We start from the raw sequence: 26,109 nt of genomic DNA, 5'->3' as shown, positions 1-26,109 counted from the left end.
GTTAAATCGAAGTATGATCAAGGGGTAAATGAGCGAATAATAATTTGATGTATGAAGTCAAGATTTGGCCCTTTAGCTTTTAATATTTGACCCTTTGGCTTTTTATACCCTCGGGAGCTGAGCCGTATACCGTTATTTGAACCAACAAATTAATTCTAATATCTCCTATACAGAACTACATGGTAAACAATTTAAATAAGTTCAGTTAAACAAATGTTTATATTGAATATTTTAATATGTGCGGCAGTGTTCCATATTTGAAGTGCAAGTGGTAGTGTTATGAAAATGTTAACTTCAAATGTAGCCAGGCTGTTCTCAGAGTTTAATATTGACCATTTTGCTCATTAAACCAACGAAGTAACCTTGCAAAAAACTATCTCACAGTCAGCGCCGCTGCGTTATTACGATGTTTAAATTTTAAAATATTTTCACCCTTGTTAAGGAAACAAAACGTGACTTCGAGCCCTTTAACTAAATTACCATTATTACTGTTTTTATTTATTCTTTGTTGTCATGCGGGGAGTTCTGTAGCAGAAACTGTTGGCCCTGATACTCAAGGTTATCTCAGTGAACCTAGATTCACCTTGAGTGCGCAAGCCTGCATTGAATCCTTGTCAGAACAAGCGCTGAGTATTGATGACGGGTTTGAGGTTAATACACTGGTTTCAAGTGAGCTTAGTTGCTCACAGTCAAGTGATGGCAAAAATCTTATATATAATATTAGCTGGCGCGGTAACGATTTTAATCATGATGGAGACAAAGATACCTTAACCTTCGATGTCAGAGTTGAAGCTTTTTCGGGCTCTACATTCATTTATAGTGAATCAACAGGTGAATCATCAGTCACTGCATTAGGAAGTTCATCAACCGTTAGTTATTGGGCTGATGCAGATAAAAGTGTTTGGGATATTGATGGTGACAGTGGTGATGGGATTAGTGAAGGGCAGAGTTTGCGCTATAGCGTAGAAAACATTGACGTATCACTTAGCGATTACCGAGTGTTATTTAACGGCTTTTCAAAGATTAATGTGATGGAAACTAACGCCGGTTATGGTCATAACCATATTAGAGGATTTGGAACCGAGCTAGATTCTGGCACTTTTGATGGTTCCCAAACATTTACACTTGACGCTGTAGATAGTTTTACTATTACTGGTGCGGGTGATAGATATGCAGGGCGCGTATGGGGAATAAGTGACATTCAGTTCTCTTTCTCTATTGAAAATCCCAATGTGCCATCAATGAATAGTACACAATGGTTGGCTGGATCTTGGGGAATAACGTATCCAGTGTTTGGTGGTGAGAGACTTGATAGTGAAGTGGCTAATAATTATAACTACAGAGCTGGCGCGCAAGAAATTGTGGATGAATTACCGACAGTCGGGCATATCATTTCAAATTTATCGTATTTTGCCCATTCTCATTATTTTACGTTAAGACAAAATAGTAATGTGGATATTGCAAATGAAATTCATGAAACCTTAGTACCTACTCTCCAAAATGAACAGATTATTCTCGACGTATTACAGACATTTAAAAATGCAGATAAAAAAGTAATTCTATATATATCAACAAACTATGTTGGTAATGCAAGTGATGAAGTTAAAGCAGCATGGCAGTCATATTATACAACTGAGTTCGCTGGCAATGAATATTTGGCTTATGAAAATCTTATACAAGGATTTGTTGAACGTTTTAAAGATCTAGCAGATGGTTACTGGTTAGATACAACCTCAAATATTAACGACGATGGAAAACTACAAGATTTCATTAATATGATTAAAAGGACTGATCCCAGCTCTATTGTAACGGCCAACCAAGGAAAAAACTATTTTAAACAAAATGGTAGTCCGATTTTGGTGGATTCTGACGGACTCGATGACAATAATGATACAGAATATAAAGTTATTTTGCATGAGCCCTTAAATACATATCAAGACTTTACCCACGGACATGTTACTCCTATTGCTACAGGCGCGCCGGTTAATTCATGGGCATACGAAGAATACACATTACCAGATATGATTAACAAACCTTGGACAAGTTATAGTGGTAAAAAAGTTCTCAAACACGCTTGGTTTCCAGTCAGAGAAAGATGGCACGTACCTACACTACCTTTAGTATTTGATGTTGAACAAGCTTATCGTTTTGTAAAAAGTATTACCGATACTGATGCCTCAATTACCTTTGCTACGACAACAGCATATGCAGTTAAGCCGAATCCTGGATACTTGATGGAAGATGAAATGGCTATAATGAAAGTGATTAATGCCCGGTTATTGATGGAACCAGCGCCAGAGTTTGAAGAATATATAAGGCCAGAAGGAGCCTCATTAGTTATTGTTGAATAACATAACAACTTGGACATCCATTCTTACTTATAAACAAATTTAATCTCACGAGGAACTATCGGGGTCAGGTATTATTTTTTGCCAACTAATTACATAAAGACAAAATGCAAAACCTGGCCCTATTCACCACACAAGCTGGCGATACTGCACTTGCTTTAGCCTACAAATCCAAAACGACGAAACAGTAACATTAAGTGAGCTGTTAAAAGAGCAACAAGTGCTTGTGTACTTTTACCCTAAAGCGTCAACACCGGGTTGTACTGTACAAGCCGAAAACCTACGCGATGAGCAAGCACAGCTTGCTAAATTTAACACCCGGGTTGTAGGTATTAGCCCAGATCCAATTAAGCGCCTTAAAAACTTTGAAACTAAAAAAGAGCTTAACTTTGATTTACTAGCCGATGAAGATCACGCCATTGCAGAAGCATTTGGCGTATGGGGCTACAAAAAGTTTATGGGTAAAGAATACGATGGTATTCACCGCCTTACATTTTTAGTAGGCCAAGACGGTAAAATTAAACACCTATTTGATAAGTTTAAAACCAAAGATCATCATCAAGTGGTGTTGGATTATTTAGCTGCTGAATAAGCTTGTGGTTGGGTAAATTAGCTACCAGCTATTAGACAAATACAGAAAAGCGTTGCTCAAGAGCAACGCTTTTTTATGCTAGTTATTAAATATTTTGGTTAAGTGAAAGCATGATTGAGGGATAAGTAGGTAGGCAATGATTTTGATGTATGGAGTCAAGATTTGACCCCTTTAGTTTCTTGAGATCAGCCGTTTGTCATTAGGGCAGCACGTCGACTTAAGGTTTAGTACATTTAAAAATGCAGATAAATTAATAATTGATGGTACAGTTGAAAACATTTCTGCAGATAGACTTGAAAATGAGAGAGCTGAGCGGCAATACTATTTAGTCAGAATATCAGTAAAACCAGAAAGCCAACATTTATTAACGAAAAATGGTCTTAAGCTACTTCCAGGTATGCCTGCCGAGGTTCATATTAAAACAGGAACGCAAACCTTAATGGCTTATTTACTACAGCCTATGAAAAAATGTTCGCTAGATCAATGGTTGAGCAATAGCTCATGCCTTTCTCTAAAGCGGTTAAATCTTGCCGCTAATTTAGGAAATTTTATTTCTCTACTCTAATTAAAGCTACTATGTTAAACATGTGAATTTATAACTCAACCATTTGAATAATGTGAATTTCTCCTGTTTGGCCCACTTTTTGCTAAATTTAATTAAGCTATTAGTAAGCTACTCATCGCACCTCTAATAGGCTTTAAGTGGACATACATTAAAGGATAAGACTATGCAAATCACTTCCCCTAATAACAGTGCTTTCAACCAATATATTCCTCAAAAAAGTGAAGGAACTACCCTAAATAAGAATGAATCTAACGACCCAAATTTAAAAAACTCAACAAACATTATTTATAAAATTACAGAGCAAAATATTCATAAATCATCTAGCAGTGAAGAATTAATCTCTAAAACTGACTTTCGAGCTTTAAGTAACTCCATAGAAAACCTTGAAAAGTTCTACAAAGAAAAAGGGAGTAACGCGGATGTCGCTGCGATAGTAGAAGTAGATGGCCAAGTTATGGGTTACTTAAATCACGATGGCTCATTTTCTGGAAGGAGCGGGGTAGAAACTATCCTCTCAGAGTCTAAAGGCGATCCACAATCCTTAAAGCGTTTAGTTGAGGAAAAGTATCCTAGTAATGGTAGTGTTGAAGTATTTTCACTAGGAAAAGGGCCTACGAATGCAGAAGTTTTTGAGCTATACAATAATAAATCTTATAAATCTTTTGTATCTAACGAAATTAATACTCTTAAGGATGCTCAAGCATCAGAACAGCAGAGTATAGATAATTTCATCCGTCGTAAGTTGTTCTTTGAAGAAGCCCCTCAAACTTCCGTTTTTAAAATTGGGGATGATGTTGTGGGAAGTATGGATGAGTCAGGTTTCTTGGACATAGGTCAAAGATTATTGAAAGTGGCTGATGAGCGAAATATTAGTAGAGATCAATTAAAGCCCTTATACTCCCTAAACTTTGAACATACCTCCGCTGATTATAAAGGAATGCTTACAAATATTTTTGGTTCTGACGTTAAGGTAGAAAACTTTGAAGCATTAGGGGCACCTACACGCTCAGAGGTAAGAACAATGACAAACCCTTAGCTTTCTTTTAAAAGCCAGAGGGGTCAAATCTTGACTTCATACATCATAATTAGTTAGCTGTTTATATTCACCGAAACTCAAATATATTACTGCGTCGGATGGCGCTTCGCTTATCCGACCTACGTTTTCAAAAAATACGGGATTATTGGGGGTGTGGGTTTTGGAAGTTCGTTGGGTTTCGTTTCACTCAACCCAACCTTCGAATTAACGCCGAGCAGCTTATCGCTATTCACTTACAGCTGCTCTTGCGCTTTAACTAATTCCTAAATATTTATGTACTTGTATTGATAAGCGCCAGTTTTTGGCAATACAGGTGTCGATTGCGAGTTTAGTTGCTGATACTTTTTGGCTAATTGGCTGTAAGTAAACAAGCTTTGGATTAACACCTGTTTTAGCAAATAACGCTTCTAGCTCTTCTACGTGCTTTTGCATAGCAACGGGGTGTTTTATCTCGTCTGCACGTTTCATTGCGCTGGTAAGTACTTCATAACCGCCGCGCATATTGATTTTTGGTGATACCGTGACCCAGGTTTGCTCTGGGGCGAGTATTTCAAACGTGCCGCTGGTTTCTATTTGTGTGCTAAAACCGTGTTCGTGTAATAAGTTACATACTGGATTTAAGTCGAACATACATGGCTCGCCGCCAGTAATAACTACGTGTTTTGCGGTATAACCACGTGATTGAAACAACGCTAAAATTTGCTCTGCACTGGCGTTAGCCCAATGATCTGAGTCGGCTTTTTTCTCTACGGTTTCATCCAGCGATACTTTATATACATTATCAACATCCCACGTTTGTTTGGTATCACACCACGAGCAACCTACAGGGCAGCCTTGCAAACGTAAAAATATTGAGGGTGTGCCAGTAAAACTTGCTTCACCTTGAATGGTTTCAAACACTTCATTAATTTTGTACAAAAGAGATCTCACTTACTACCTAGTAGCCAAATTGCTACTATTAAAGACGAAAAAGCGCTGTGCAAAAATTGTTATTTAAGCTGCGGCCGTGTAGTATATCGCGCCCTGATATAAACCTCTATTAAAACTAAGAGCAAAACAGATATGACGCAAAAAGTAGTTGTTATTTATTCCGGCGGTATGGACTCATTTACCGTATTAAATAAAGCCCTGCAACAAGGCCATGATGTATATGCCCTCTCATTTGACTATGGTCAGCGTCATGTAAAAGAGCTTAAAGTGGCTGCACAAGTATGTGAAAAGCTTAACGTTCCGCATAAAATTGTGGATATTTCGGCAATTAACCAACTTATCGGTGGCTCATCACTTACGGACGATATTGAAGTCCCTGAAGGCCATTACGAAGAAGAGAGTATGAAGAGCACGATTGTGCCAAATCGTAATATGATTTTGCTCTCGCTTGCAGTTGGTTACGCGGTATCACTTAAAGCAAGTCAGGTTTATTATGGTGCTCACTCTGGCGATCATGCTATTTACCCCGATTGCCGTCCTGAATTTGTGCAAAAAATGGATGATGTATGTCGTATTGCAAATTACGACGCAGTGGAAATTTTTAGCCCGTACTTAAATAATACCAAAATTGATATTTTAACTGACGGTATAAAAATGGGCTTAGACTACAGCCAAACATGGACATGTTACAACGGCCGTGAAAAAGCCTGTGGTAAATGTGGCGCTTGCCAAGAACGTTTAGAAGCTTTTAAACTGAATAACGTTACCGACCCACTTGAATACGAATAACGCTAATTTATTAACACTTTAGCGCTAAACGAAAAAAGGCTATCATCTCGATAGCCTTTTTTGTTATTGCTTAAAAGTTAAAGCCAACGTTTAACCTTGTTTTTATATTCAGTAAATTCTTCACCAAATAATTTAGTAAGCGCTCGCTCCTCGGGAATTATTTGAAAAAGCGTTAAATACACAACAAAGCCAATAATACATAAAAGCGCCCACAGCGAACTCAGCCATATACCCCACCCTGCTAAAATAAACGCAAAGCCAACATACATAGGGTTGCGTGAAATTTTATAAATACCACTGGTCACGAGTTTTGATGCTTGTTCAGGCTTATTGGGATTTACCGTAGTGCGCGCAAGTTTAATACTCACCACCCCTGCAATACAAAAAACACAGCCAATGATTACCAGACTTGCTGCTAAATAGGTAATAAACGCAGTAAAATCAATAACACTATAGTGCGCAATTAACGCCATAATGCCTGCAAAAAATAGCACAACAATAACCGGAGGGATTTTATTATTTAACATAGCAACTCACTGTATTATTTATAAAAATGTAATTAACCTTAACGCTGGTTAAGAGGTTTTCAGTGAAAACAAGGCGAATCGACGCGTCAATAACTAGCCTGCTGCAAGTAAACTCAATGCAATTAACGCTCAAAATAGCTGCTAGAAATAGATTTATTATTCACCGTTCGAGTTAATTACTTTAATGGTGACTCTGTGACCATTTAACAACACCTTAAGTGTATAAATGATGAACATGTAGTGATACGCTCAGACAAATAAAGTTACAATTGTCAGGTTTAACCACTCTAAAATGCGGTTATACTTTGACACAAATAAAGCGATGAATATAAAAGGAAGTGGTTATGTCAGGCACTACAATGATAGTACTTATTGTGCTTATTTCGGTTGGCTCTGGGGTTATTTACGATATGTATAAAAAACATTTAGAATTTAAGCATAAAATGCAAAATAACAATCAAGACGCAAACAAACAGCTTGCCGAAGTAAGCGCACAAGTGGTTGCTTTAAAAGAGCGTGTGCAAACGCTTGAGGCCATAGTGACAGACTCAAGCTACACCACTAAAGAAGAAATTAACCGCCTTTAAAAACTATATAAATGGGCGTTTTCTGGCTGCTCTATACCATGAGCAGCTAAAAAGCCGTCTATAGCTTGCCCGCAGCCCTGTGGCGCACGAGAGCTATCTATTTCAAAGTTTAACTGATTAGCATGTTGCTTACCCATCGAACACAGTGCAACGGTCTTCGGCGAGCGCATAGCAATACTAAGCTCCCCTATTTGCTCAACATTTACATGTTTGCTAAATCGTGCGAATCCTTTGTACTTAAATTGCTCGTTTACGTATTCATTGCTTGTCGCAACAAGGGCTGCAATAAACCCATGTAAAAAGCTATTAGTTGACGAGTCAGGCGTTAAAAACGAAATAGTCTTGTTATTAAATTCGCTTAATTGGCAGTCGTTACATAACAGTTCAACGGTGTATAAGTGTTGCCCTGTTATTTGCTGATGGCTTTGTAATGTAACGTTTGCACCTGCAAACACAATACGCTTTAGTAACTCATTAATTGATGTGTTTGAACAGCTTCCTTTAACCAGCTCTGGATTTTGCGCCATAACAGGTAAGTCATGATGATTATTAAATGGTGTACTCGTTGCATGGTGTTGCGTTAACTGAAAAAGCTCTCTTACTTCGTGCTCACGCGCTATTTTAAGCGCTAAAAAAGCAGTTTGTATTAGCTCAGAAGTAGGTAAATTTTCCTCAACAAGCCAGCGCCTACCAAATAATAGTTTTTTAGATTTACTATCGCCTGGGTAGCTACTTGTTTTGTAATTGTCAGGGCTTAGCACTGCTACTTGCAAATAAATTTGTTCGTCTTTTTGTGCAGCAAGCACTCTAAAGTGAGCCGAAAAATCAATGCTTTCGAGTACTTCGTTAACGCTTTTAAGCGTATGCTTGTAGCGTAAAAAATGCTGGGGGACTACCCAATTACTATTAGCTAATTGCACTAAAGGAGCATATGAAATAGGTTGCTCGTAACTGTGTTGCCATTTTTGCTCATCACTGAGTAAGTGATTCATGTGACTCTTTTTATCTGACATAAATAAACCAAATAAACTCGCGCATTGCGATATAAACTATGAACATATTACGTCGTCAATGTCGTAATTAGATCACATGTACGCCCCACTTTAAGGCTTTTTTAACTATCACTGAGCCTTTGATAGTCTGTTATAACTTTTTGATAATAAACTGCATCTTTATTAAGCATTTTATTATAATGATTTATTAGTTGCTGCTTGTAGGCTTGGTGATGTGCATGATTAAGTTGCCACATACTTTGCCCTGTATTGCTAATTTCGTTATGGCTATTAACGCTCACTTCAATAACCTCGTAAAAGCGCTTATTATCGTTAACTATTTGCTCACTTATAAGGCCTAATTCAAGTGCTTTTAAACCCACTCGCAACTTATAAGTGTGATGCACAGGGCATAAAATAAAGCGCACATGCTCAAGATTACCTAACGCATTATTAGCAATAATTTGCTGCATTAAACGTAATAACAACTCACCGCCAACACCTGCTATTACAACTACTTGGCTTTTATTTTTGGGAATTTCAATTTTGCCTACATCCTGACATAAGACCTGCCACTGCGGTTTTTTATCACAGGTTTTTTGTAATTTATTAATAGATGATAATTGCGCACTTAAATCGTCCATTACAGTGGCGACTATATCAACAAATATGACTTGTTTTGCCGCTGCACGTTTTAATAACGCCATCCCTAAATAACCATGATCGCAGCAACAATCCCAAATAATATCGTGATGCTGCGAAATTAGTGTATCAATGGCTGTTAGGCGTTTGCTAAGCTTCATTTAATCAGCTGATTGTGACGATTTGTATATCAGTGCTTTTAAGCTTTTGTTGCTATCAACTTCAATAAAGCGTGCTGTGGGGGCAAGGCGTTCTACAAACTCTAATGCGCCTTGAGTGTGCTCATTTATTAATGCTTTAAAGTCTTCTTCGCTAAGCTCTGGGCTGTTAGCGCACAATAAAAGTTGAGTTGTATCGCTAAGTAGCTCAGGTAATCTACGCAATACTTTTTGATAATCTTTGGTAAGAATAAAGCTGCCTTTTTGAAAGCTTGGCGGATCAACAATAATTAAATCAAACGGGGCTGCTTTTTTTAATTTACCAAAAGATTTTAAAATATCATGAGGTAAAAAACTAACGCCGCGCTCAAAACCATTTAACTGATGGTTTTGCTTACCTACTTTAAGTACGCCTTTGCTCATATCCATGTTCATCACGTGATCAGCGCCGCCTTGCATAGCCGCAAGCGAAAACCCGCATGTATACGAAAACAAATTAAGTACTTTTGCATGCTTACTATTGGCAGCAACAAATTCACGGCCGCTGCGCATGTCAGGAAATATCCCGGTATTTTGACGGCTTTGTAAATCAACTAAAAACTTAATGCCATTTTCACTTACAACATGCTGATTAGGCAATTGCCCAAAAATCACCGTATTTTGGCTTTGCACGCCAGCACGCTGTTGATATACAAGCGATGTAATAAGTTCAGGTTGATGCTGCTGTGCCCACTGCCAGAGTGTATTGGTAAGCTGGTTTAATGTTTGCTCATCAACTTCGTCGTACGATACTAAAAATAAACTAGGCGGGTAAAAGTCTAAATTAATATGGCTTAGCGCTTCTACGCTGTGCCCTCGCCCGTGAAAAATACGACACAGTTCGTTGTTTACAATAGGCGCATCTTCAAGTGCGGTGATTAGGGGAGTAAAGTTTGCTGTCATTTTTAATTAATCAACTGTTGTTGTAGTTCGTGTATTTCATCGCGAACTGAGCCCGCTTTTTCAAATTCTAAATCGCTTGCGTACGCATGCATTTTGGTTTCAAGCTGCTTAATTTGTACGGCAATTTCTTTCGCGCTAAGTACCTTTTTAGACTCTTTACGAATTAGTTTAAGGTTGTCTTTAGGCTCTGCTTCTTCACCAACATCCATAATGTCGGTGATTTTTTTAATAAGTGCTTGTGGCTCAATTCCGTGCTCAATGTTGTAAGCGTGTTGTATTTCGCGTCTACGCTCGGTTTCTTCTATCGCTTTGGCCATTGATTTAGTCACTTTATCGCCATATAAAATAGCACGGCCATCTAAGTGACGTGCAGCACGGCCAATAGTTTGGATAAGTGAGCGTGCTGAGCGTAAAAAGCCTTCTTTATCTGCATCAAGTATGGCAACTAAGGCCACTTCTGGCATATCTAGGCCTTCTCGTAATAAGTTAATACCTACTAACACATCAAACACACCCGCTCGTAAGTCGCGTATGATTTCTACGCGCTCAACGGTGTCTATGTCAGAGTGAAGGTAACGTACTTTTACATTATGCTCGCTTAAATAGTCGGTTAAATCCTCAGACATACGTTTGGTTAATGTTGTTACCAGTACGCGCTCGCCTTTTTCTACACTTGTGTATATTTCTGAGAGTAAATCATCAACCTGATCGCCTACAGGGCGTACTTCTATTAATGGGTCTAGCAATCCAGTTGGACGAATAACTTGCTCTGCTACTTCGCCTGCGCTGCGCTCAAGCTCAAAGTCGCCAGGCGTTGCCGATACATAAATAGTTTGCGGCGCTATGGCTTCAAACTCTTCAAATCTTAGTGGGCGGTTATCCATAGCCGATGGCATTCTAAAGCCATATTCAACGAGGTTTTCTTTACGGCTTCTATCGCCTTTATACATGGCGCCAATTTGCGATACGGTAACGTGTGATTCATCAATAATCATTAATGCATCATCAGGTAGGTAATCAAGTAGTGTTGGCGGCGGATCGCCCGGTGTGCGCCCTGATAAGTAGCGGCTGTAGTTTTCTATACCTGAGCAATAACCAAGCTCGGTCATCATTTCTATATCGTATTGGGTGCGCTGCGCTACGCGCTGCTCCTCTACTAATTTATTTACACTAAGTAACTGTGCACGGCGCTCTTTTAGCTCTTCTTTTATTTTTTCTATGGCGCCAAGAATTTTATCCCGCGGGGTGACGTAGTGTGTTTTAGGGTAAATAGTGGCGCGTACTATGTGTTTTTCAATTGCACCAGTAAGGGGGTCAAAAATACTTAGGCGTTCTACTTCGTCATCAAACATTTCTACGCGTACTGCAAATGTATCTGATTCAGCGGGGAATATATCAACGACTTCACCGCGCACGCGATACGTACCACGGCTAAAATCTATATCATTACGAGTATACTGAATCTCTGCAAGGCGGCGGAGCATATCGCGTTGGTCTACTTTTTCGCCCACCTTTAAAAGAAGCATCATTTTCATGTATGACTGCGGATCGCCCAAGCCATAAATAGCCGAAACCGAGGCAACAATAATAGTATCGCGTCGTTCAAGCAGTGCTTTAGTAGCACTTAAACGCATTTGCTCTATGTGCTCATTGATTGATGCATCTTTTTCTATAAACGTATCGCTTGAGACAACATACGCCTCTGGCTGGTAATAATCGTAATACGATACAAAGTACTCAACCGCATTATTAGGAAAAAACTCTTTCATTTCTCCATAAAGCTGCGCAGCCAGTGTTTTGTTATGCGCCATTATTATTGTTGGGCGATTTAAGTCGCTAATAATATTGGCCATAGTAAACGTTTTACCAGTACCTGTAGCGCCTAATAGTGTTTGATGCGCAAGCCCTGCTTCTAAACCTTCTTCAAGTTGTTTGATAGCCGTAGGTTGATCACCTGCGGGCTTAAACTGTGATACTAGTTGAAAATGATCGCTCAATTGTTGCACTCCTGTAACGATTTGCCGCTCAGCGTTTCTAGTTCTTTCATAAACCATTTATACGCGACCATTGCTGTAAATAAATTACCTAATGCAGCACCAATAAATAACCCAATTAAACCGGCTATTTCATTGCCCATATAAGCAAATGGTACATAAAATATAAATAAACGAATGACACTTAGTACCAACGCATTCATTGGTTTGTGTAATGCATTAAACGATGAATTAGATAATATGATCACCCCTTGTAAGCCATAACTTAGCGGGATTGTATAAATAAATAGTTTAATTACATCTATAACGGCTTGTTCTTTACCAAATAACTGACTTATAACGCCTGAAAATACAATTAATAATACGTAAATTGCAAACTGCCATAGCATCACAAATTTTAATGTGCCTGTGTAGGCTTCTTTAACGCGGCACAATTTGCCTGCTCCAAAGTTTTGACTTACAAAAGGCGGTAATGTCATAGATAGCGCAAGCACCAATATACTCGCGATAGATTCTATTCTGCTCCCTACTCCAAATGCAGCGACGGCTTCTGGTCCGTGATGCGCAACCATAGCGGTCATCACTGCCATTGCAACGGGTGTTAGCATATTGGCGCCCGCTGCCGGTAAGCCTATTTTCAAAATTTTACGAATAGCACCAATAACCGTTTGGTTGCCTGCTTTTAAGCTAAGCAAGCGTTTATTAATGGCTAAAATGTATAAAATAATAACCACAGCCACCGACCATGCAACCACACTTGCAATGGCCGCACCTTCAATACCCAGTGCCGGAATAGGCCCAAAACCAAATATAAGGATGGGGTCAAGTACCGCATTTATAAGCCCTGCTCCACCCATTACAATACTCGGTGTTTTTGTATCGCCACTGGCACGTAACACTGAGTTACCAATCATTGGGGTAATTAAAAATACACTACCTATAAACCAAATATTCATGTACTCATGAATAAGCGGCAGTACCTGCGAGCCAGCACCAAGTAAGGTAAATATTGGGTCAATTAAAGTAAAACCAATAAACGAGAGCACAATAACCAGCACCACACCTACCATTAAAGACACACTGGCATCAAAACGTGCTTCATCTATTTTATTACTACCCAGGGCTTTTGCTATTACAGCCGACGTACCAATGCCTAAGCCTATCGCTAAACTTATTACTGTAAAGGTAACAGGAAAGGTAAAACTTACGGCAGCCAATGGCTCTGTGCCTAATAAACTTATAAAAAAAGTATCTACAATATTAAACATCATTAACGTGATCATGCCGAATATCATCGGGATGGTCATTGTTTTTAATGTAGGCAATATAGGATCGTTTAGTAAATCTGGGCGAGTCGGAGTTTTTGAAATAGCACGCATGGAATAAATAAGCCTCTTTTTACTGAGCTGAACATTTTAAAGCATCAAGGCACTTCAAGCCACGGATTTATCAATACAATTATCTTAATGTAAAAACTAAACATTCTAAAAAATAGTAAAGGCGCATTTTTGCATCTTCTTGTAAAAATAGAGCCTTAAGGCACTAAAAAACAATTAACACACATTTTTGCAACTTTTATTACAAACCCTACGCAGTACCTGGTGGTTTTTTACACAAACCATCAGGTTACTATATTATTACTAAATATCTCATCGCGTAAGTTGCAACATTAACTTACTAAAACATAAGTATTTGTTTTTTAATTAATAAAAAATAATGATTTAAAAGCTTGAAATCGTTGTAGTGCCCTAAAACATTGGTGCCGCTGATGTTCTTAAAGTTTCATAAACAGAGTTATCCACAGAAACCGTGGATAACTCATTCAACCCCGCATTTATAAAGGCTTAGAGGGGGCTACGGTTTTTAATTACCTCACGTAGTCTGTAGTTACCCTATTTTGTAGCATTTTTATAGTCTCAGCTAAAAACAACCTTTTACTATTTTTTAATCTTGGTAGATTTATACTCGACTAAGTCAGAATACGGTCATAATTAAGCCAAGTTATTGATTGTGCTATTTTTGAACGGGTACATTAATTGCTCTATTAAAAATAATCTAACCACTCTATCACTTAGTAGTAAAAATATTTTAAAGCGCATGGTTATAGGTATATTTGTAAAAAATAAAACTACGGATGCAAATAACAGAAAAAAATACCTCATTACAAAAATGGCTTTTTTATGTTTTTGGGCACCTTTTTAATAACGAGCCACTTTAATAACGTGTTTAATTTAACCAATCTAATAAATTAAAAACCTAAAGCTTCGATAAAATGCGTGATGATCTTATTAATTTTTTTTAAAAATCACTTTAATAGAGCTATAAAACACGCAGATCGAACATAAAAACAACGAAAAAACCTCTTTTTTAAATTTATGACTTTTATATGTTGACACTTTGCAGCTCCATCATTAATATTTCGCCCCGTTGAAAGGCAAGACGCTTCCCCCTTAGCTCAGTTGGTTAGAGCGACGGACTGTTAATCCGCAGGTCCCCCGTTCGAGTCGGGGAGGGGGAGCCAAGTTTTTCAACCATAAACGATTCCCCCTTAGCTCAGTTGGTTAGAGCGACGGACTGTTAATCCGCAGGTCCCCCGTTCGAGTCGGGGAGGGGGAGCCAAGTTTATGTATATGATGTAGTTCCCCCTTAGCTCAGTTGGTTAGAGCGACGGACTGTTAATCCGCAGGTCCCCCGTTCGAGTCGGGGAGGGGGAGCCAAATCATCATAATATCACTATTTTTAGTTCCCCCTTAGCTCAGTTGGTTAGAGCGACGGACTGTTAATCCGCAGGTCCCCCGTTCGAGTCGGGGAGGGGGAGCCAATTCTAATAATTTCATAGACATCTAAGCTTAATTCCTCTACTCTTCTGGTTATAACTAAAGCATTAATTGAGTTTTTGATGCGCTGTAACTTAGTTTATTAATCAAGGACTTGATTCCTTCCCTTTTGAATTGTTAAAAGACTGAAAACATGGCTGGATTTAAAAAACTTATTTTTATACAAATAATCTCATGGCTATTGTGTGTTGCAGCAGGAAGCTACCTCATATCTGTAAGTTTTGACAATGCAGTAAGTGATGCTCAAAAGGCTGCACAAATTACTGTAACTAAGTATATTAATGGCCTTACTCTAGACAATACCTCTGCCCAAAATCTAAAACAATCAATCGCAGATGGTAATACCTTTTCAAGCTTTACATTAAGAGACTACCAAGGTGCTGAGATATTTAGCATAAACTCCCCTACTCACTTACCTATGTTTGCTGGGTTTGTTCAATCTAGCTTTAACTCTGTTCGCCCCCAGTTTGCGGTAAACGATGCAGCCGATATAAAAGTTGAGTTTACACTTAATATTCAACACTTAGCTGAGCAACTACAAATTTCCTTATTTATTGTGATTGCCATTTCTGCAATTTTAGTAATTATTCCAATTATTTTAATGCAATCGATTTTTTATCAGTTAAATAAAAGTATTAGTACCACTGTTTCAGACATTATTGATATATACATAAATCAAGATCAGGTAGACGAAAATCTAGATACTGCACTTGATAGCTCAAGACTTAAAAAATTAGGCAAAGACTTAGTCCCTAGCTTTAATCGCTTATCGCACTTTTTAAAAACCAAAAGCGAAGACATGCAAAGCGCCGCAATGACTATTAAACATGAAGCATACAAAGATATAATTACCGCCCTAGGTAATAGAAATATGTTTGTTGAGTACTACGAGAAAAACATAGAAAACAGCGAGCAAAGTACCTTTGGTTCTCTAGCCATGATCCGCTGTAGTGAATTACAAGCAATAAACCAAAGTCGTGGCTACCAAAAAGGTGATGAATACGTAAAAGGTGTTGCTGATATAATTAAACACATAAGTGGTACCTACACTGGCAGCCAAATATTTAGATTAAACAGCTCTGACTTTGCTGTTGTACTACCCCACACGCCTTTAAAAGAAGCTGAGCGCTTTGGTGAAAACTTACAGTCGCGCTTTACACAGTACCAACAAAACCAAGAACTAAGTTCAGTAGCAAATACGGGGATTGTAGGATACGAAAAAGGTAAACCGTTAGGGGAATTGCTGTCTGTTGTTGATAACGCGATGAGTATGGCGCAATCAAAACAAGTTAACGCATGGCATGTACAACGAGAAAGCGATTTAGTAAATAACGTAAGTGCAGGATTTGGTAATCAAAACTGGCGCAAGGTTATTAACGAAGTCATTGAATCTAAGCGCGTGCATTTAGTAATGCAAAACATAATGCCACTTGGTAAAAGTATTAAAGCGTATGCCGAAGTGCAAGTACGCTTTAAAACCGAAGATAACCAAGTGCTACCAACGGCCTCTTTTTTAGCTATGGCTGAAAAGCTTGATATGGCCATAGATATTGACCGCCTTATTATTGACTCATCACTTGAGAAAGTAAAAAGCCGCAACTTATCTGAAAAGTTTTTCGGTTTAAACGTTACGGCCACAAGTGCGCATAACGACCAATTTGTTATATGGCTAGAGCGCCGCTTATTAAAAGATACACACATAGCCTCTAAATTAGTGTTCGAAGTAAGTGAATTTGGCCTGCAGCAAAACATAAAAGCCAGTAAGCGCTTTATTGATATGGTGCATCGTGTGGGTGCACGTGTAACAGTTGAACGTTTTGGTGTTGGTTTAACATCGTTTAAATTTTTCCGCGATTTAAAACCTGACTTTATTAAAATGGATGCCAGTTATACTCGCGGCTTAGAAGATGATAAAAATAATCAATACTTCATGCGCTTAATGGTCGATTTAGCTCACCGCATAGGAGTGAGTGTTTTTGCTGAAGGCGTTGAAAGCCAAGAAGAAAAACACATAATAGAAACCTTATGCTTAGACGGTGCTCAGGGTTATTACATAGAAAAACCTAAAGATATCTAATCCCGTCTTTAAAACAAAAAAGAGCACATGTTGCTCTTTTTTTTATTTTTAATATTTTATTCTAACCTCAAAATCACATAAATTTTACAGCTTTGTGATCGAAGCGTTATTTTCCGGTGTTTATTTAACTGATAACAACTCGCATATGTTGTTTATCGGGGCAGAAAAAAGGATAATACGCGGGACTTTAATAGCGCGAGGCACACATGACAGAATATGTCTTGTTATTGATTGGAACCGTTCTAGTTAATAACTTTGTATTAGTACAATTTTTAGGCTTATGTCCGTTTATGGGCGTATCAGGTAAGCTTGATACAGCGATAGGTATGTCTTTGGCAACTACGTTTGTGCTTACACTTGCCTCAGTAACAAGCTATTTGGTTAATCAATATATTTTAATCCCGCTAGATATCGAATTTTTACGTACCATGAGCTTTATTTTGGTAATTGCGGTCGTTGTGCAATTTACCGAAATGGTGGTGCGCAAAACCAGCCCTACACTGTACCGATTACTGGGTATATTTTTACCGCTTATCACTACAAACTGTGCAGTGCTAGGTGTTGCTTTATTAAATATCAAAGAAGATCACTCATTTTTACAATCAGCAGTATATGGTTTTGGCGCTGCGGTTGGCTTTTCATTAGTACTCGTATTATTTGCAGCGCTGCGCGAACGCCTTGCTGCTGCTGATGTTCCTACACCTTTTAAAGGTGCCTCTATTGCTATGATAACCGCAGGCTTAATGTCGATGGCGTTTATGGGTTTTACTGGATTAGTGAAGTTTTAATATGACCTTGTTTTATGCCTTAATAGCGCTTGGCTCGCTAGCGCTGATTTTTGGACTCATTTTAGGTTTTGCTGCCGTTCGTTTTCGTGTTGAAGGCAACCCTATTGTTGAGCAAATAGATACTATTTTACCGCAAACTCAATGTGGTCAATGTGGCTACCCAGGCTGTAAGCCCTACGCAGAAGCCATTGCTAATGGCGATGAAATAAATAAATGCCCTCCTGGTGGCGAAGCAACGGTAAAAAAATTGGCTGATTTAATGGGCGTTGAAGCTAAACCGCTTGCCGGCGGAGAACAAGCCGACCCAATTAAAACAGTAGCCTACATTAGAGAAGATGAATGTATTGGTTGTACTAAATGTATTCAAGCATGCCCTGTAGATGCCATTGTAGGTGCTACTCGCCAAATGCACACTGTACTTATTGATGAATGTACTGGTTGTGATTTATGTGTAGAGCCCTGCCCTGTAGATTGTATTGATATGCTGCCGGTTGCCGAAACAAAACAAAACTGGAAATGGCAGTTAGATGCTATTCCTGTTACGCAAATAGATTAGAGGTTTGAGTGGAAAAGTTACTTGAACAAATTAAAAAAGGCACCGTTTGGGCATTTCCTGGCGGCGTGCATCCACCACAGCAAAAAACACTTTCAAATAGTGCCCAAATTGCTCGCTTGCCCCTGCCAGACAAACTGGTAGTTCCGCTTAAGCAACATATTGGCGCTAACGGTAAATTAATCGTTGAGAAAGGCCAACACGTATTAAAAGGTCAACCGCTTACAGCACCTGCGGCTAATTGGTCGGTGCCCGTACATGCTCCAACTTCTGGAACCATTACCGACATTGCACCTATGCCATCTGCACACCCTTCAGCGCTTCCTGAGCTGAGCATTATTATTGAGCCTGATGGCAACGATGAGTGGTGCAATCTTAATCCAGCGATTAACCCTGCTAAGCTTAGCCACGATGAATTAGTAGATATAATTCATCAAGCAGGCATTAGCGGCATGGGTGGTGCGGGTTTTCCTACTTATGTAAAAGCCGATATTAAGCAACCTATCGAGTTTTTAATAGTAAATGCTGTTGAGTGCGAGCCGTATATAACCGCCGATGACGTATTAATGCGTGAGCATGCCAAGCAAGTTGTGCAAGGCATAGAGCTAATGCAGCAAATATTAAACCCAACGCTTTGTATTGTAGGTATTGAAGACAACAAACCCGAAGCCATTGCCGCTATGACACAAGCAGCAGAGCATAATGCTAATATTGTTATTCAAACAGTGCCTACGGTTTACCCCTCAGGTGGTGAAAAACAATTAATAAAACTACTCACCAATCGAGAAGTGCCAAGCAGTGGTATTCCGGCCGACATTGGTATTTTAGTGCATAACACGGGTACTTTATTTGCGGTGCAGCAAGCTGTATACGAAGGTAAACCACTTATTGAACGAGTAATTACCGTAACAGGCAATACTATTCATAAGCCCGGGAATGTGTGGGCATTACTAGGCACTGAAATAAAGCATTTACTTGATTGCCAGGGGTTTTCCCCAGTGCCACAACAACGCGTTGTAATGGGCGGCCCTATGATGGGCTTTACCTTGCCCACTGTACGTATTGGTGTAGTTAAAACCACTAACTGTATTTTAGCCCCTGATCATAAAGAGCTGGCAGAACCAGGCCCCGAAAAAGCCTGTATACGTTGTAGTGCCTGCGCAGATGCCTGCCCTGCTTCGCTATTACCGCAGCAATTGCAATGGTTTGCCAAGTCAAAAGAGTACGATAAGCTACAAGAACATAACTTATTTGATTGTATAGAATGTGGTGCGTGTGCCTACGTGTGCCCAAGTGAAATCCCTCTTGTACAATACTATCGCGTGGCCAAGGTTGAAATTAAAGAACAGCAAGCCGAAAAAATTAAAGCAGATAGAGCAAAAGAGCGTTTTGATGCCCGTAAGGAGCGCTTAGAGCGTGAGCAAGAAGAGCGTCAAAACCGCCATAAACGTAAACCGGCCGCTAAATCTGACGATGAAAAACAAAAAGTAGCAGATGCACTAGCTCGTGTTAAAAACAAATCAGATAACGGTGGCGAAAAATCAGCGGTTGCTGCCGCTATTGCTCGCGCTAAAGCTAAAAAACAACAAGGCGAAGAGTTAGAGCCTGATAATACTGAAGTAGCAAAAGAGCGCGCACTTCGAAAAGAGCAAGCGCGCAAATATAAAGAGCAAAAGTCACAAACAGATGACTCAGGTGATACTGCACCAGTTGATGATAAAAAATCAGCTGTAGCTGCTGCAATTGCCCGCGCCAAAGCTAAAAAAGCAGCGCAAGCACAAGGTGATCAAACTAATACAGATGATGCCAATACAGCAGCGCCTGTTGATGATAAAAAAGCGGCCGTGGCCGCCGCAATTGCTCGTGCCAAAGCTAAAAAAGCAGCGCAAGCACAAAATGAGCAAGTTAATACTGATGATGCCGATACAGCAGCGCCTGCTGATGATAAAAAAGCGGCCGTAGCCGCGATTGCCCGTGCCAAAGCTAAAAAAGCAGCGCAAGCACAGGATGAGCAAGTTAATACTGATGATGCCGATACAGCAGCGCCTGTTGATGATAAAAAAGCGGCCGTAGCCGCCGCAATTGCCCGCGCTAAAGCTAAAAAAGCAGCTAAAGCACAAGATGAGCAAACTAATACAGATGATGCCGATACAACAGCGCCTGTTGATGATAAAAAAGCAGCTGTAGCCGCCGCAATTGCCCGCGCCAAAGCTAAAAAAGCAGCTAAAGCTGCCGAGCAGACTGATCAACCGAATGAGCCAAGTATCAACGAAAAATCAACCGATAATGTTAAATCTGAAGAGTCACAAACAGACTCTCCAGCAGATAACAAAAAAGCGGCTGTAGCTGCTGCGATTGCACGTGCTAAAGCTAAAAAAGCGGCAAAAGAGGCTCAGCAGACTGAGCAATCGATTGAGCCAAATATTGACGAGTCGCAGGCCGATAATGTTAAACCTGAAGAATCACAAACTGACTCTGTAACAGATAACAAAAAAGCGGCTGTAGCTGATGCGATTACCCGTGCAAAAGCTAAAAAAGCAGCAAAAGAGGCCCAGCAAACACAAAGCAATGAAGATACTGAGCAAGTGACAGCAGCTGAGCCTGAAACGCCAAGTGAAACTAGCCCAGAACAAACCGCCGCCCAAAAGAAAAAAGCCGCAGTGGCCGCAGCTATTGCTCGCGCCAAAGCCAAAAAGTTACAAAAAGAAGGAAATGATCAGTCATGAAATTAACCATGGCCAGTTCGCCGCATAATCACAGCCATAAATCGCTAACACGATTAATGCTAACCGTTATTGCTGCGTGTATTCCTGGGCTCATTGCTCAAGTTTTCTTTTTTGGTACTGGTGTACTTATTCAATTAGTGCTTGCACTTGTTGCTGTAAGCGCATTTGAAGCTGCCATAATGTTAATGCGTAAACGCCCTGTTTGGCCTGCATTGAGTGATGGTAGTGCTTGGCTTACTGGTGTGCTATTAGCACTGAGTATTCCACCGCTAGCGCCTTGGTGGGTAATTATTATTGGGTGTTTATTTGCCATTGTAATTGTTAAACAGCTTTATGGCGGGCTTGGTTTTAATTTATTTAACCCTGCAATGGCCGCATATGTTTTGCTTTTAGTATCGTTTCCGGTGCAAATGACAGCTTGGCTACCTGTCAGTGACTTAATAAATACGCCTATTGGATTTGTTGATCAATTAAGGCTCATATTTACCGATTTTACGGCCTCAGGTTTTAGCCTAGATCAAATGCGTACTGGGGTTGATGGCCTAACAATGGCCACACCTCTTGATACTGTTAAAACAGATATAGCACACGGTTTAACCGTTACCGAGAGTATGCAAAAGCCACTATTTAATGAATGGGCAGGTCTTGGTTGGATGTGGGTTAATTTAGGGTTTTTAGCGGGTGGTTTATACCTTTTAAAAACCAAAATAATTAACTGGCATATTCCTGTTAGTTTTATTGTAAGTTTAGCGATATGTAGTGCAATAGGTTACATTGCGGCGCCTGGTACCGAGCCTGGTACACTATTCCACTTATTAAGTGGCGCTACCATGATTGGGGCATTTTTTATTGCCACTGACCCTGTCTCTGCTGCTACTACAAATAAAGGTCGCTTAATTTATGGCGCTCTCATTGGCTTATTAGTGTATTTAATTCGTACTTTTGGTGGCTTTCCTGATGCAATCGCATTTAGCGTATTATTAATTAATATTGCTGTGCCGCTTATTGATTACTACACGCAACCACGTACCTATGGCCACGGAGCAGTAAAATGATTATTTCATCAATGGCTAAAAATGGCGCTATTTTAACCGCGTTTGCACTAGTAACAACGGGTTTAGTTGCCTCGATAAACGCACTCACCGCAGATAAAATTGCAGAGCAAGAGCAGCTACAACTTACAGCGCAACTACAAGAAGTACTCGACCCAAAATCGTACGACAACGAACTATCTACAGATTGCGTTATATTTACTGATGAAACGCTTGGTCCATACGCTAATCAAGTTATTTACCGTGCTCGTAAAAATGACAAACCCGTTGCCGTCGTTATTCGCCACGTTACGCCAAATGGTTACAGTGGTGATATTAACTTACTTACAGCCGTTTTAAGTGATGGCTCTATAGCTGGTGTACGTACAACTAAACACGAAGAAACCCCCGGCCTTGGTGATAAAGTAGAAGTAAAAAAATCACTGTGGATCACAACCTTTAATGATTTAACCGTTGATGGCGAAGATGATGCACGCTGGGCAGTTAAAAAAGATGGCGGCCAGTTTGATCAATTCACAGGCGCTACAATCACACCGCGTGCAGTTGTAGGCTCTGTTAAAAACGCAGTCTTGTTCGCACAACGCAATTTTGACGATATTTTTGCAGCGCCAAATGCCGAATGTGTAGAGGTAAAAAAATGAGCGAATTAAAAACACTATACAAAGAAGGGGTCTGGGTAAATAACCCAGCCCTTGTTCAGCTTTTAGGGTTATGCCCGTTACTTGCCGTTACCTCAACAGTAACCAATGCACTTGGCTTAGGCCTGGCTACCTTATTAGTACTTGTAGGCTCAAATATTACTGTATCGGTTGTACGTAACTGGGTACCTAAAGATATTCGCATCCCTGTATTTGTAATGATTATTGCAGGCTTTGTAACCATAGTTCAGTTACTTATGAACGCTTACACCTTTGGTTTGTATCAATCGCTTGGAATATTTATTCCGCTTATAGTGACAAACTGCGCCATTATAGGCCGCGCCGAAGCATACGCATCTAAAAACCCAGTTCATTTATCAGCGTTCGACGGCCTAATGATGGGCTTAGGTTTTATGGCCGTACTGGTAGTGTTAGGTACAATGCGCGAACTAATAGGCCAAGGCACATTATTTGACGGTGCCGATTTACTATTAGGTCCATGGGCACAAAGCCTGCGCATAGAAGTGTTTAGTTTTGATAACCAGTTTTTACTCGCCATTTTACCGCCAGGTGCCTTTTTAGGGCTTGGCCTACTTATTGCGGCAAAAAATGTAATTGACGCACAAATAAAATCAAAACAAGTAACGCCGCCTGAGGCTGAAAAAGGCCCACGCGCACGTGTTACTAGCTTAACTTAAGGGGAAAACGCATTAACTTATTTAAAAGCTAATGCGTTTTAAGTTACATGAATAAAGAAAAACGTCACCAAATACTTTCGCGCCTACGCGATGATAACCCACACCCAGAAACCGAGCTTGAATACTCAAGCCCGTTTGAGTTACTTGTAGCGGTCACACTCTCTGCGCAAGCAACCGATGTAGGTGTTAATAAAGCCACGCGTAAATTATTTCCGGTTGCTAATACGCCACAAGCCATTTTAGATCTTGGCCACGATACACTGCGCGATTATATTAAAACCATTGGGTTATTTAATTCAAAAGCCGCAAACGTGTATAAAATGTGCCAAATACTGGTTGATCAACATAACGGCATTGTTCCTGAAAACCGTGAAGCCCTCGAAGCCCTACCCGGTGTTGGCCGAAAAACCGCAAATGTCGTACTCAACACAGCCTTTGGTTGGCCGGTAATTGCAGTGGATACTCACATATTCCGTGTTTCAAATCGTACTAAACTCGCCATGGGTAAAGATGTAGTAGCCGTTGAGCAAAAACTTGAAAAGGTTGTCCCTAAAGAGTTTAAAGTAGACGTACACCATTGGTTAATTCTACACGGGCGCTACACCTGCGTAGCACGTAAACCAAAGTGTGGCAGCTGTATTATTGAAGACTTGTGTGAGTTTAAAGAAAAAACGGATTAACTTCGAATAACGATATTTTGGTTTTTGAAAGTAAGACAGCTCATTATTTAGCTGTCTGTTGATTCTATACTATTTATAAATTGCGCTATATTCACTAAACGCTCACCGACAATAAATGCAATGGTGCGCTTAACCCAAGGCGCTTTAATATTTGTGTAGTTTAGTTTAGTTTAGTTTAGCTGATACGCAGCCTGCGGCAATTAAAAGTAGTAGTGATGACACGCTGTAAAACCAAACCATGTGTTGCTCTAGGTGTGCAAATAAGTCAATTTCAAATAACACATCAAACCCAATAAACACATAAGCCATATAAAAAGGGGCTGACATTAATAACAACTTAGTTAGTTGTAATTTATGTGAGCAAAGGCGGTAAACGTCTTTTTGTAGTTGGCTAATTGGCTTTGCATAATCAATGTTAGAAATATGCACTATTTGGCCAATATTACCCGCAAGGCCAACAATGGCAAATACAGCCAAGATTAAAGCAGATATTACAGGCGCTGAAACACTAACGTTTTTTGCAATATACTGGCCCAATAACAAAATAATAAAAAAGAATATAACGCTTTCAATAATACGTGCCCATTTCATATTGCTGAGTTCTTTCATTTGTTTATTCACTTTTGTTTCGCTCAGCATTGATTGGTTTATTGTAATAGCAGATTCGTTAAAACTATTTTGCTGCTGCCATGTGTTTTTAAAATTATCTAAATTCATACTAAGCCCCTGTTTTTCACATTGTTTTTTAGTGTTTCTTTAATTCGGCCTATTCGCGTAGCGACATTGGTTTTACTTATGCATAAACACTTTGCTATGCTTTCGTGAGGCTCTTCTTCCAAATACAGCAACATTATGGCTTTATTTAACTTATCGATCTTTCCTATAAATTCATATAATTGCTTAACGTCTTCGCTTTTATCGTCTTGTGCTGAAAAATCCGCTATATGCACAATGCAATGCTCATTTGCATTGGCTTTATCTTCTCGTTTACTGTCTTTGCGGTAATAGGAAATTGCCACATTAAGTGCGATTCGGTACATCCAAGTAGAAAATTTATAGTCTTTGTTATAGTTGTCATAAGCGAGCCACATGGTGGTGAGTATTTCCTGCGCTAGGTCTTGCCGATCATCTTGATTGTGACAGTATGAATTGACAATTTTATAAACAATGCCCTTATGCTGCTCCATTGTCTTAGCAAATAGCGTCTTTTTATTAGTCGTCATTTATTCAAAAACCCATCATTTAAGTGACTCACAGCAACTTATTATTTTTAATATCTATAGCATCAAAAACTATATACGGCTTTTTACATTGTGGTTTACTTCCATCGTATGTACACATTCGAGTATCGTTATTGTGGCTTCACAATAATACGCACAGTCTCGTCTTATTTAGTTATTCGCAGTAAAGCTAGAATAATCACAACTATTTTGAAAAATAATAGCTGAAGAAAGTGAACAAAGTAGAAAAGAGATTTAATTGGCTGAGTATTACGAATAACCAGCCGCGAAAACAGTGCTAGCCAGTAATAAAATACATGAGTAAAGAAGATTGTCCTCGTTTTAAATATTTACTTAATACGCCTTAGATATATTTGAATCCCACACTTTATACAATGCCAACGTAAATAGGTTTTAGCCTGAGACTAATTGCGCAATTTTAAGTATCACTAAATTTACGCTCTATCGCTTTAAATATATCGCTAAGATGTGACTTATTACTTAGTAACCAAACCCTAATTAACTCAAAATATGATTAGAGGATGATGGGCTCTATGGACTAAATTTGTTCTATGTTGGGGTTATTCTTCGTAACGTAAGACTTGCTAACTAAGTATTGATAAAATAAAGAGCTAAGTCTCCTGCTCTCGCCCTTCGCCTAACGTCGTCTAGGTTTAGCGTTTATGCTACATCAGCGCCTACTTATAAAGAACAACCACATTACATTAGCTCGCTTAG

The 26,109-nt window shown here is 39.4% G+C and carries 22 protein-coding genes, 4 tRNA genes and 1 pseudogene; 18 read left to right on the top strand and 9 right to left on the bottom strand.

All coding sequences use genetic code 11. From position 1 onward, the window contains the following. The first annotated feature begins 452 nt into the window (after positions 1 to 452). The 4 genes and pseudogenes from J8L71_RS17490 (at position 453) to J8L71_RS17475 (ending at position 4,541) form a co-directional block, all read left to right on the top strand. The gene (locus J8L71_RS17490) at positions 453 to 2,351 is read left to right on the top strand and encodes a hypothetical protein (RefSeq protein WP_211001649.1); all 1,899 of its coding nucleotides are present in this window, start codon (positions 453 to 455) and stop codon (positions 2,349 to 2,351) included. 104 nt (positions 2,352 to 2,455) lie between these two features. After that, a pseudogene (gene bcp / locus J8L71_RS17485) lies at positions 2,456 to 2,940 on the top strand (thioredoxin-dependent thiol peroxidase). A gap of 193 nt (positions 2,941 to 3,133) precedes the next feature. Continuing rightward, positions 3,134 to 3,505: a hypothetical protein gene (locus tag J8L71_RS17480; RefSeq protein WP_211001648.1), complete on the top strand. Its 372-nt coding sequence runs from the start codon at positions 3,134 to 3,136 to the stop codon at positions 3,503 to 3,505. 163 nt (positions 3,506 to 3,668) lie between these two features. Next, positions 3,669 to 4,541 carry a hypothetical protein gene (locus tag J8L71_RS17475; RefSeq protein WP_211001647.1) on the top strand — a complete coding sequence of 291 codons (873 nt, stop codon included), beginning with the start codon at positions 3,669 to 3,671 and terminating at the stop codon, positions 4,539 to 4,541. A gap of 252 nt (positions 4,542 to 4,793) precedes the next feature. On the opposite strand, the gene queE is transcribed toward J8L71_RS17475, so the two are convergent. Next, positions 4,794 to 5,459 (bottom strand): 7-carboxy-7-deazaguanine synthase QueE, encoded by a 666-nt coding sequence (gene queE / locus J8L71_RS17470; RefSeq protein ID WP_211001678.1) that lies wholly within the window; start codon positions 5,457 to 5,459, stop codon positions 4,794 to 4,796. A 144-nt stretch (positions 5,460 to 5,603) separates the two neighbouring features. Here queE and queC point away from each other — a divergent pair, with 144 nt between their 5' ends. Then, the gene (gene queC, locus J8L71_RS17465) at positions 5,604 to 6,260 is read left to right on the top strand and encodes a 7-cyano-7-deazaguanine synthase QueC (protein ID WP_058548123.1); all 657 of its coding nucleotides are present in this window, start codon (positions 5,604 to 5,606) and stop codon (positions 6,258 to 6,260) included. A gap of 77 nt (positions 6,261 to 6,337) precedes the next feature. Here the strand turns inward: queC and J8L71_RS17460 are convergent, their stop codons facing one another. Then, the gene (locus J8L71_RS17460; RefSeq protein ID WP_211001646.1) at positions 6,338 to 6,787 is read right to left on the bottom strand and encodes an isoprenylcysteine carboxylmethyltransferase family protein; all 450 of its coding nucleotides are present in this window, start codon (positions 6,785 to 6,787) and stop codon (positions 6,338 to 6,340) included. Between the two features lie 344 nt (positions 6,788 to 7,131). Here J8L71_RS17460 and J8L71_RS17455 point away from each other — a divergent pair, with 344 nt between their 5' ends. Then, a complete protein-coding gene (locus J8L71_RS17455) occupies positions 7,132 to 7,374 on the top strand; it encodes a hypothetical protein (protein ID WP_211001645.1) in 243 nt (80 codons plus the stop codon). On the opposite strand, the gene J8L71_RS17450 is transcribed toward J8L71_RS17455, so the two are convergent. The 5 genes from J8L71_RS17450 to J8L71_RS17430 all read right to left on the bottom strand — a co-directional run bounded on the left by J8L71_RS17450 (position 7,371) and on the right by J8L71_RS17430 (position 13,481). Next, positions 7,371 to 8,387, bottom strand: coding sequence for a hypothetical protein (locus J8L71_RS17450; protein ID WP_211001644.1), 1,017 nt, complete (start codon positions 8,385 to 8,387; stop codon positions 7,371 to 7,373). The genes J8L71_RS17455 and J8L71_RS17450 overlap by 4 nt on opposite strands. A gap of 101 nt (positions 8,388 to 8,488) precedes the next feature. After that, the gene (locus J8L71_RS17445; RefSeq protein ID WP_211001643.1) at positions 8,489 to 9,169 is read right to left on the bottom strand and encodes a tRNA (adenine(22)-N(1))-methyltransferase TrmK; all 681 of its coding nucleotides are present in this window, start codon (positions 9,167 to 9,169) and stop codon (positions 8,489 to 8,491) included. Further along, positions 9,170 to 10,108, bottom strand: a complete 939-nt coding sequence (locus J8L71_RS17440; protein WP_211001642.1) for a class I SAM-dependent methyltransferase — start codon at positions 10,106 to 10,108, stop codon at positions 9,170 to 9,172. A 2-nt stretch (positions 10,109 to 10,110) separates the two neighbouring features. Continuing rightward, positions 10,111 to 12,105, bottom strand: a complete 1,995-nt coding sequence (gene uvrB, locus J8L71_RS17435; RefSeq protein ID WP_211001641.1) for an excinuclease ABC subunit UvrB — start codon at positions 12,103 to 12,105, stop codon at positions 10,111 to 10,113. Then, entirely contained in the window at positions 12,102 to 13,481 is a 1,380-nt protein-coding gene (locus tag J8L71_RS17430) for an MATE family efflux transporter (protein ID WP_211001640.1), read from the bottom strand. Before J8L71_RS17430 ends, uvrB begins: the two co-directional genes overlap by 4 nt. 1,065 nt (positions 13,482 to 14,546) lie before the next feature. On the opposite strand from J8L71_RS17430, the gene J8L71_RS17425 reads away from it, so the two are divergent. From J8L71_RS17425 to nth, 12 genes are all read left to right on the top strand, one after another. Next, positions 14,547 to 14,623: transfer RNA gene (locus J8L71_RS17425), tRNA-Asn, on the top strand. A 21-nt stretch (positions 14,624 to 14,644) separates the two neighbouring features. After that, positions 14,645 to 14,721, top strand: a tRNA-Asn gene (locus tag J8L71_RS17420). Between the two features lie 21 nt (positions 14,722 to 14,742). Continuing rightward, a tRNA-Asn gene (locus J8L71_RS17415) sits at positions 14,743 to 14,819 on the top strand. 27 nt (positions 14,820 to 14,846) lie between these two features. Next, positions 14,847 to 14,923, top strand: a tRNA-Asn gene (locus tag J8L71_RS17410). 149 nt (positions 14,924 to 15,072) lie between these two features. Next, positions 15,073 to 17,016: a GGDEF domain-containing protein gene (locus J8L71_RS17405; RefSeq protein ID WP_211001639.1), complete on the top strand. Its 1,944-nt coding sequence runs from the start codon at positions 15,073 to 15,075 to the stop codon at positions 17,014 to 17,016. Between the two features lie 206 nt (positions 17,017 to 17,222). After that, entirely contained in the window at positions 17,223 to 17,804 is a 582-nt protein-coding gene (rsxA, locus tag J8L71_RS17400; RefSeq protein WP_008134172.1) for an electron transport complex subunit RsxA, read from the top strand. Between the two features lies 1 nt (position 17,805). After that, positions 17,806 to 18,360: an electron transport complex subunit RsxB gene (rsxB, locus tag J8L71_RS17395; protein WP_211001638.1), complete on the top strand. Its 555-nt coding sequence runs from the start codon at positions 17,806 to 17,808 to the stop codon at positions 18,358 to 18,360. An 8-nt stretch (positions 18,361 to 18,368) separates the two neighbouring features. Continuing rightward, complete coding sequence (rsxC, locus tag J8L71_RS17390; protein ID WP_211001637.1) at positions 18,369 to 21,083, top strand: electron transport complex subunit RsxC; 2,715 nt, start codon at positions 18,369 to 18,371, stop codon at positions 21,081 to 21,083. Next, a complete protein-coding gene (rsxD, locus tag J8L71_RS17385; RefSeq protein WP_211001636.1) occupies positions 21,080 to 22,138 on the top strand; it encodes an electron transport complex subunit RsxD in 1,059 nt (352 codons plus the stop codon). Before rsxC ends, rsxD begins: the two co-directional genes overlap by 4 nt. Then, positions 22,135 to 22,776 (top strand): electron transport complex subunit RsxG, encoded by a 642-nt coding sequence (gene rsxG / locus J8L71_RS17380; protein ID WP_211001635.1) that lies wholly within the window; start codon positions 22,135 to 22,137, stop codon positions 22,774 to 22,776. The genes rsxD and rsxG overlap by 4 nt, the downstream gene beginning before the upstream one ends. Continuing rightward, positions 22,773 to 23,471, top strand: coding sequence for an electron transport complex subunit E (locus J8L71_RS17375; protein ID WP_058548109.1), 699 nt, complete (start codon positions 22,773 to 22,775; stop codon positions 23,469 to 23,471). Before rsxG ends, J8L71_RS17375 begins: the two co-directional genes overlap by 4 nt. A 47-nt stretch (positions 23,472 to 23,518) precedes the next feature. Beyond that, a complete protein-coding gene (gene nth / locus J8L71_RS17370; RefSeq protein ID WP_211001634.1) occupies positions 23,519 to 24,151 on the top strand; it encodes an endonuclease III in 633 nt (210 codons plus the stop codon). Between the two features lie 165 nt (positions 24,152 to 24,316). On the opposite strand, the gene J8L71_RS17365 is transcribed toward nth, so the two are convergent. After that, positions 24,317 to 24,868 (bottom strand): hypothetical protein, encoded by a 552-nt coding sequence (locus J8L71_RS17365; protein ID WP_247655359.1) that lies wholly within the window; start codon positions 24,866 to 24,868, stop codon positions 24,317 to 24,319. Next, the gene (locus tag J8L71_RS17360) at positions 24,865 to 25,374 is read right to left on the bottom strand and encodes a sigma-70 family RNA polymerase sigma factor (RefSeq protein WP_211001633.1); all 510 of its coding nucleotides are present in this window, start codon (positions 25,372 to 25,374) and stop codon (positions 24,865 to 24,867) included. Before J8L71_RS17360 ends, J8L71_RS17365 begins: the two co-directional genes overlap by 4 nt. Positions 25,375 to 26,109: the final 735 nt, after the last annotated feature.

This window comes from Pseudoalteromonas sp. MMG007, from assembly GCF_018100985.1.
Classification (GTDB): Bacteria; Pseudomonadota; Gammaproteobacteria; order Enterobacterales; family Alteromonadaceae; genus Pseudoalteromonas.
This window is presented reverse-complemented; position numbering and strand designations above follow the sequence as displayed.

Bases quoted from the DNA above. Each gene is read 5' to 3' on its own strand.
- J8L71_RS17445 (WP_211001643.1), bottom strand. From the start codon at position 9,169: ATGAAGCTTAGCAAACGCCTAACAGCCATTGATACACTAATTTCGCAG.
- J8L71_RS17475 (WP_211001647.1), top strand. From the start codon at position 3,669: ATGCAAATCACTTCCCCTAATAACAGTGCTTTCAACCAATATATTCCT.
- rsxA (WP_008134172.1), top strand. From the start codon at position 17,223: ATGACAGAATATGTCTTGTTATTGATTGGAACCGTTCTAGTTAATAAC.
- J8L71_RS17455 (WP_211001645.1), top strand. From the start codon at position 7,132: ATGTCAGGCACTACAATGATAGTACTTATTGTGCTTATTTCGGTTGGC.
- J8L71_RS17365 (WP_247655359.1), bottom strand. From the start codon at position 24,868: ATGAATTTAGATAATTTTAAAAACACATGGCAGCAGCAAAATAGTTTT.
- J8L71_RS17450 (WP_211001644.1), bottom strand. From the start codon at position 8,387: ATGTCAGATAAAAAGAGTCACATGAATCACTTACTCAGTGATGAGCAA.
- J8L71_RS17405 (WP_211001639.1), top strand. From the start codon at position 15,073: ATGGCTGGATTTAAAAAACTTATTTTTATACAAATAATCTCATGGCTA.
- J8L71_RS17460 (WP_211001646.1), bottom strand. From the start codon at position 6,787: ATGTTAAATAATAAAATCCCTCCGGTTATTGTTGTGCTATTTTTTGCA.
- J8L71_RS17440 (WP_211001642.1), bottom strand. From the start codon at position 10,108: ATGACAGCAAACTTTACTCCCCTAATCACCGCACTTGAAGATGCGCCT.
- rsxD (WP_211001636.1), top strand. From the start codon at position 21,080: ATGAAATTAACCATGGCCAGTTCGCCGCATAATCACAGCCATAAATCG.
- J8L71_RS17360 (WP_211001633.1), bottom strand. From the start codon at position 25,374: ATGACGACTAATAAAAAGACGCTATTTGCTAAGACAATGGAGCAGCAT.
- rsxG (WP_211001635.1), top strand. From the start codon at position 22,135: ATGATTATTTCATCAATGGCTAAAAATGGCGCTATTTTAACCGCGTTT.
- J8L71_RS17430 (WP_211001640.1), bottom strand. From the start codon at position 13,481: ATGCGTGCTATTTCAAAAACTCCGACTCGCCCAGATTTACTAAACGAT.
- rsxB (WP_211001638.1), top strand. From the start codon at position 17,806: ATGACCTTGTTTTATGCCTTAATAGCGCTTGGCTCGCTAGCGCTGATT.
- nth (WP_211001634.1), top strand. From the start codon at position 23,519: ATGAATAAAGAAAAACGTCACCAAATACTTTCGCGCCTACGCGATGAT.
- J8L71_RS17375 (WP_058548109.1), top strand. From the start codon at position 22,773: ATGAGCGAATTAAAAACACTATACAAAGAAGGGGTCTGGGTAAATAAC.
- queC (WP_058548123.1), top strand. From the start codon at position 5,604: ATGACGCAAAAAGTAGTTGTTATTTATTCCGGCGGTATGGACTCATTT.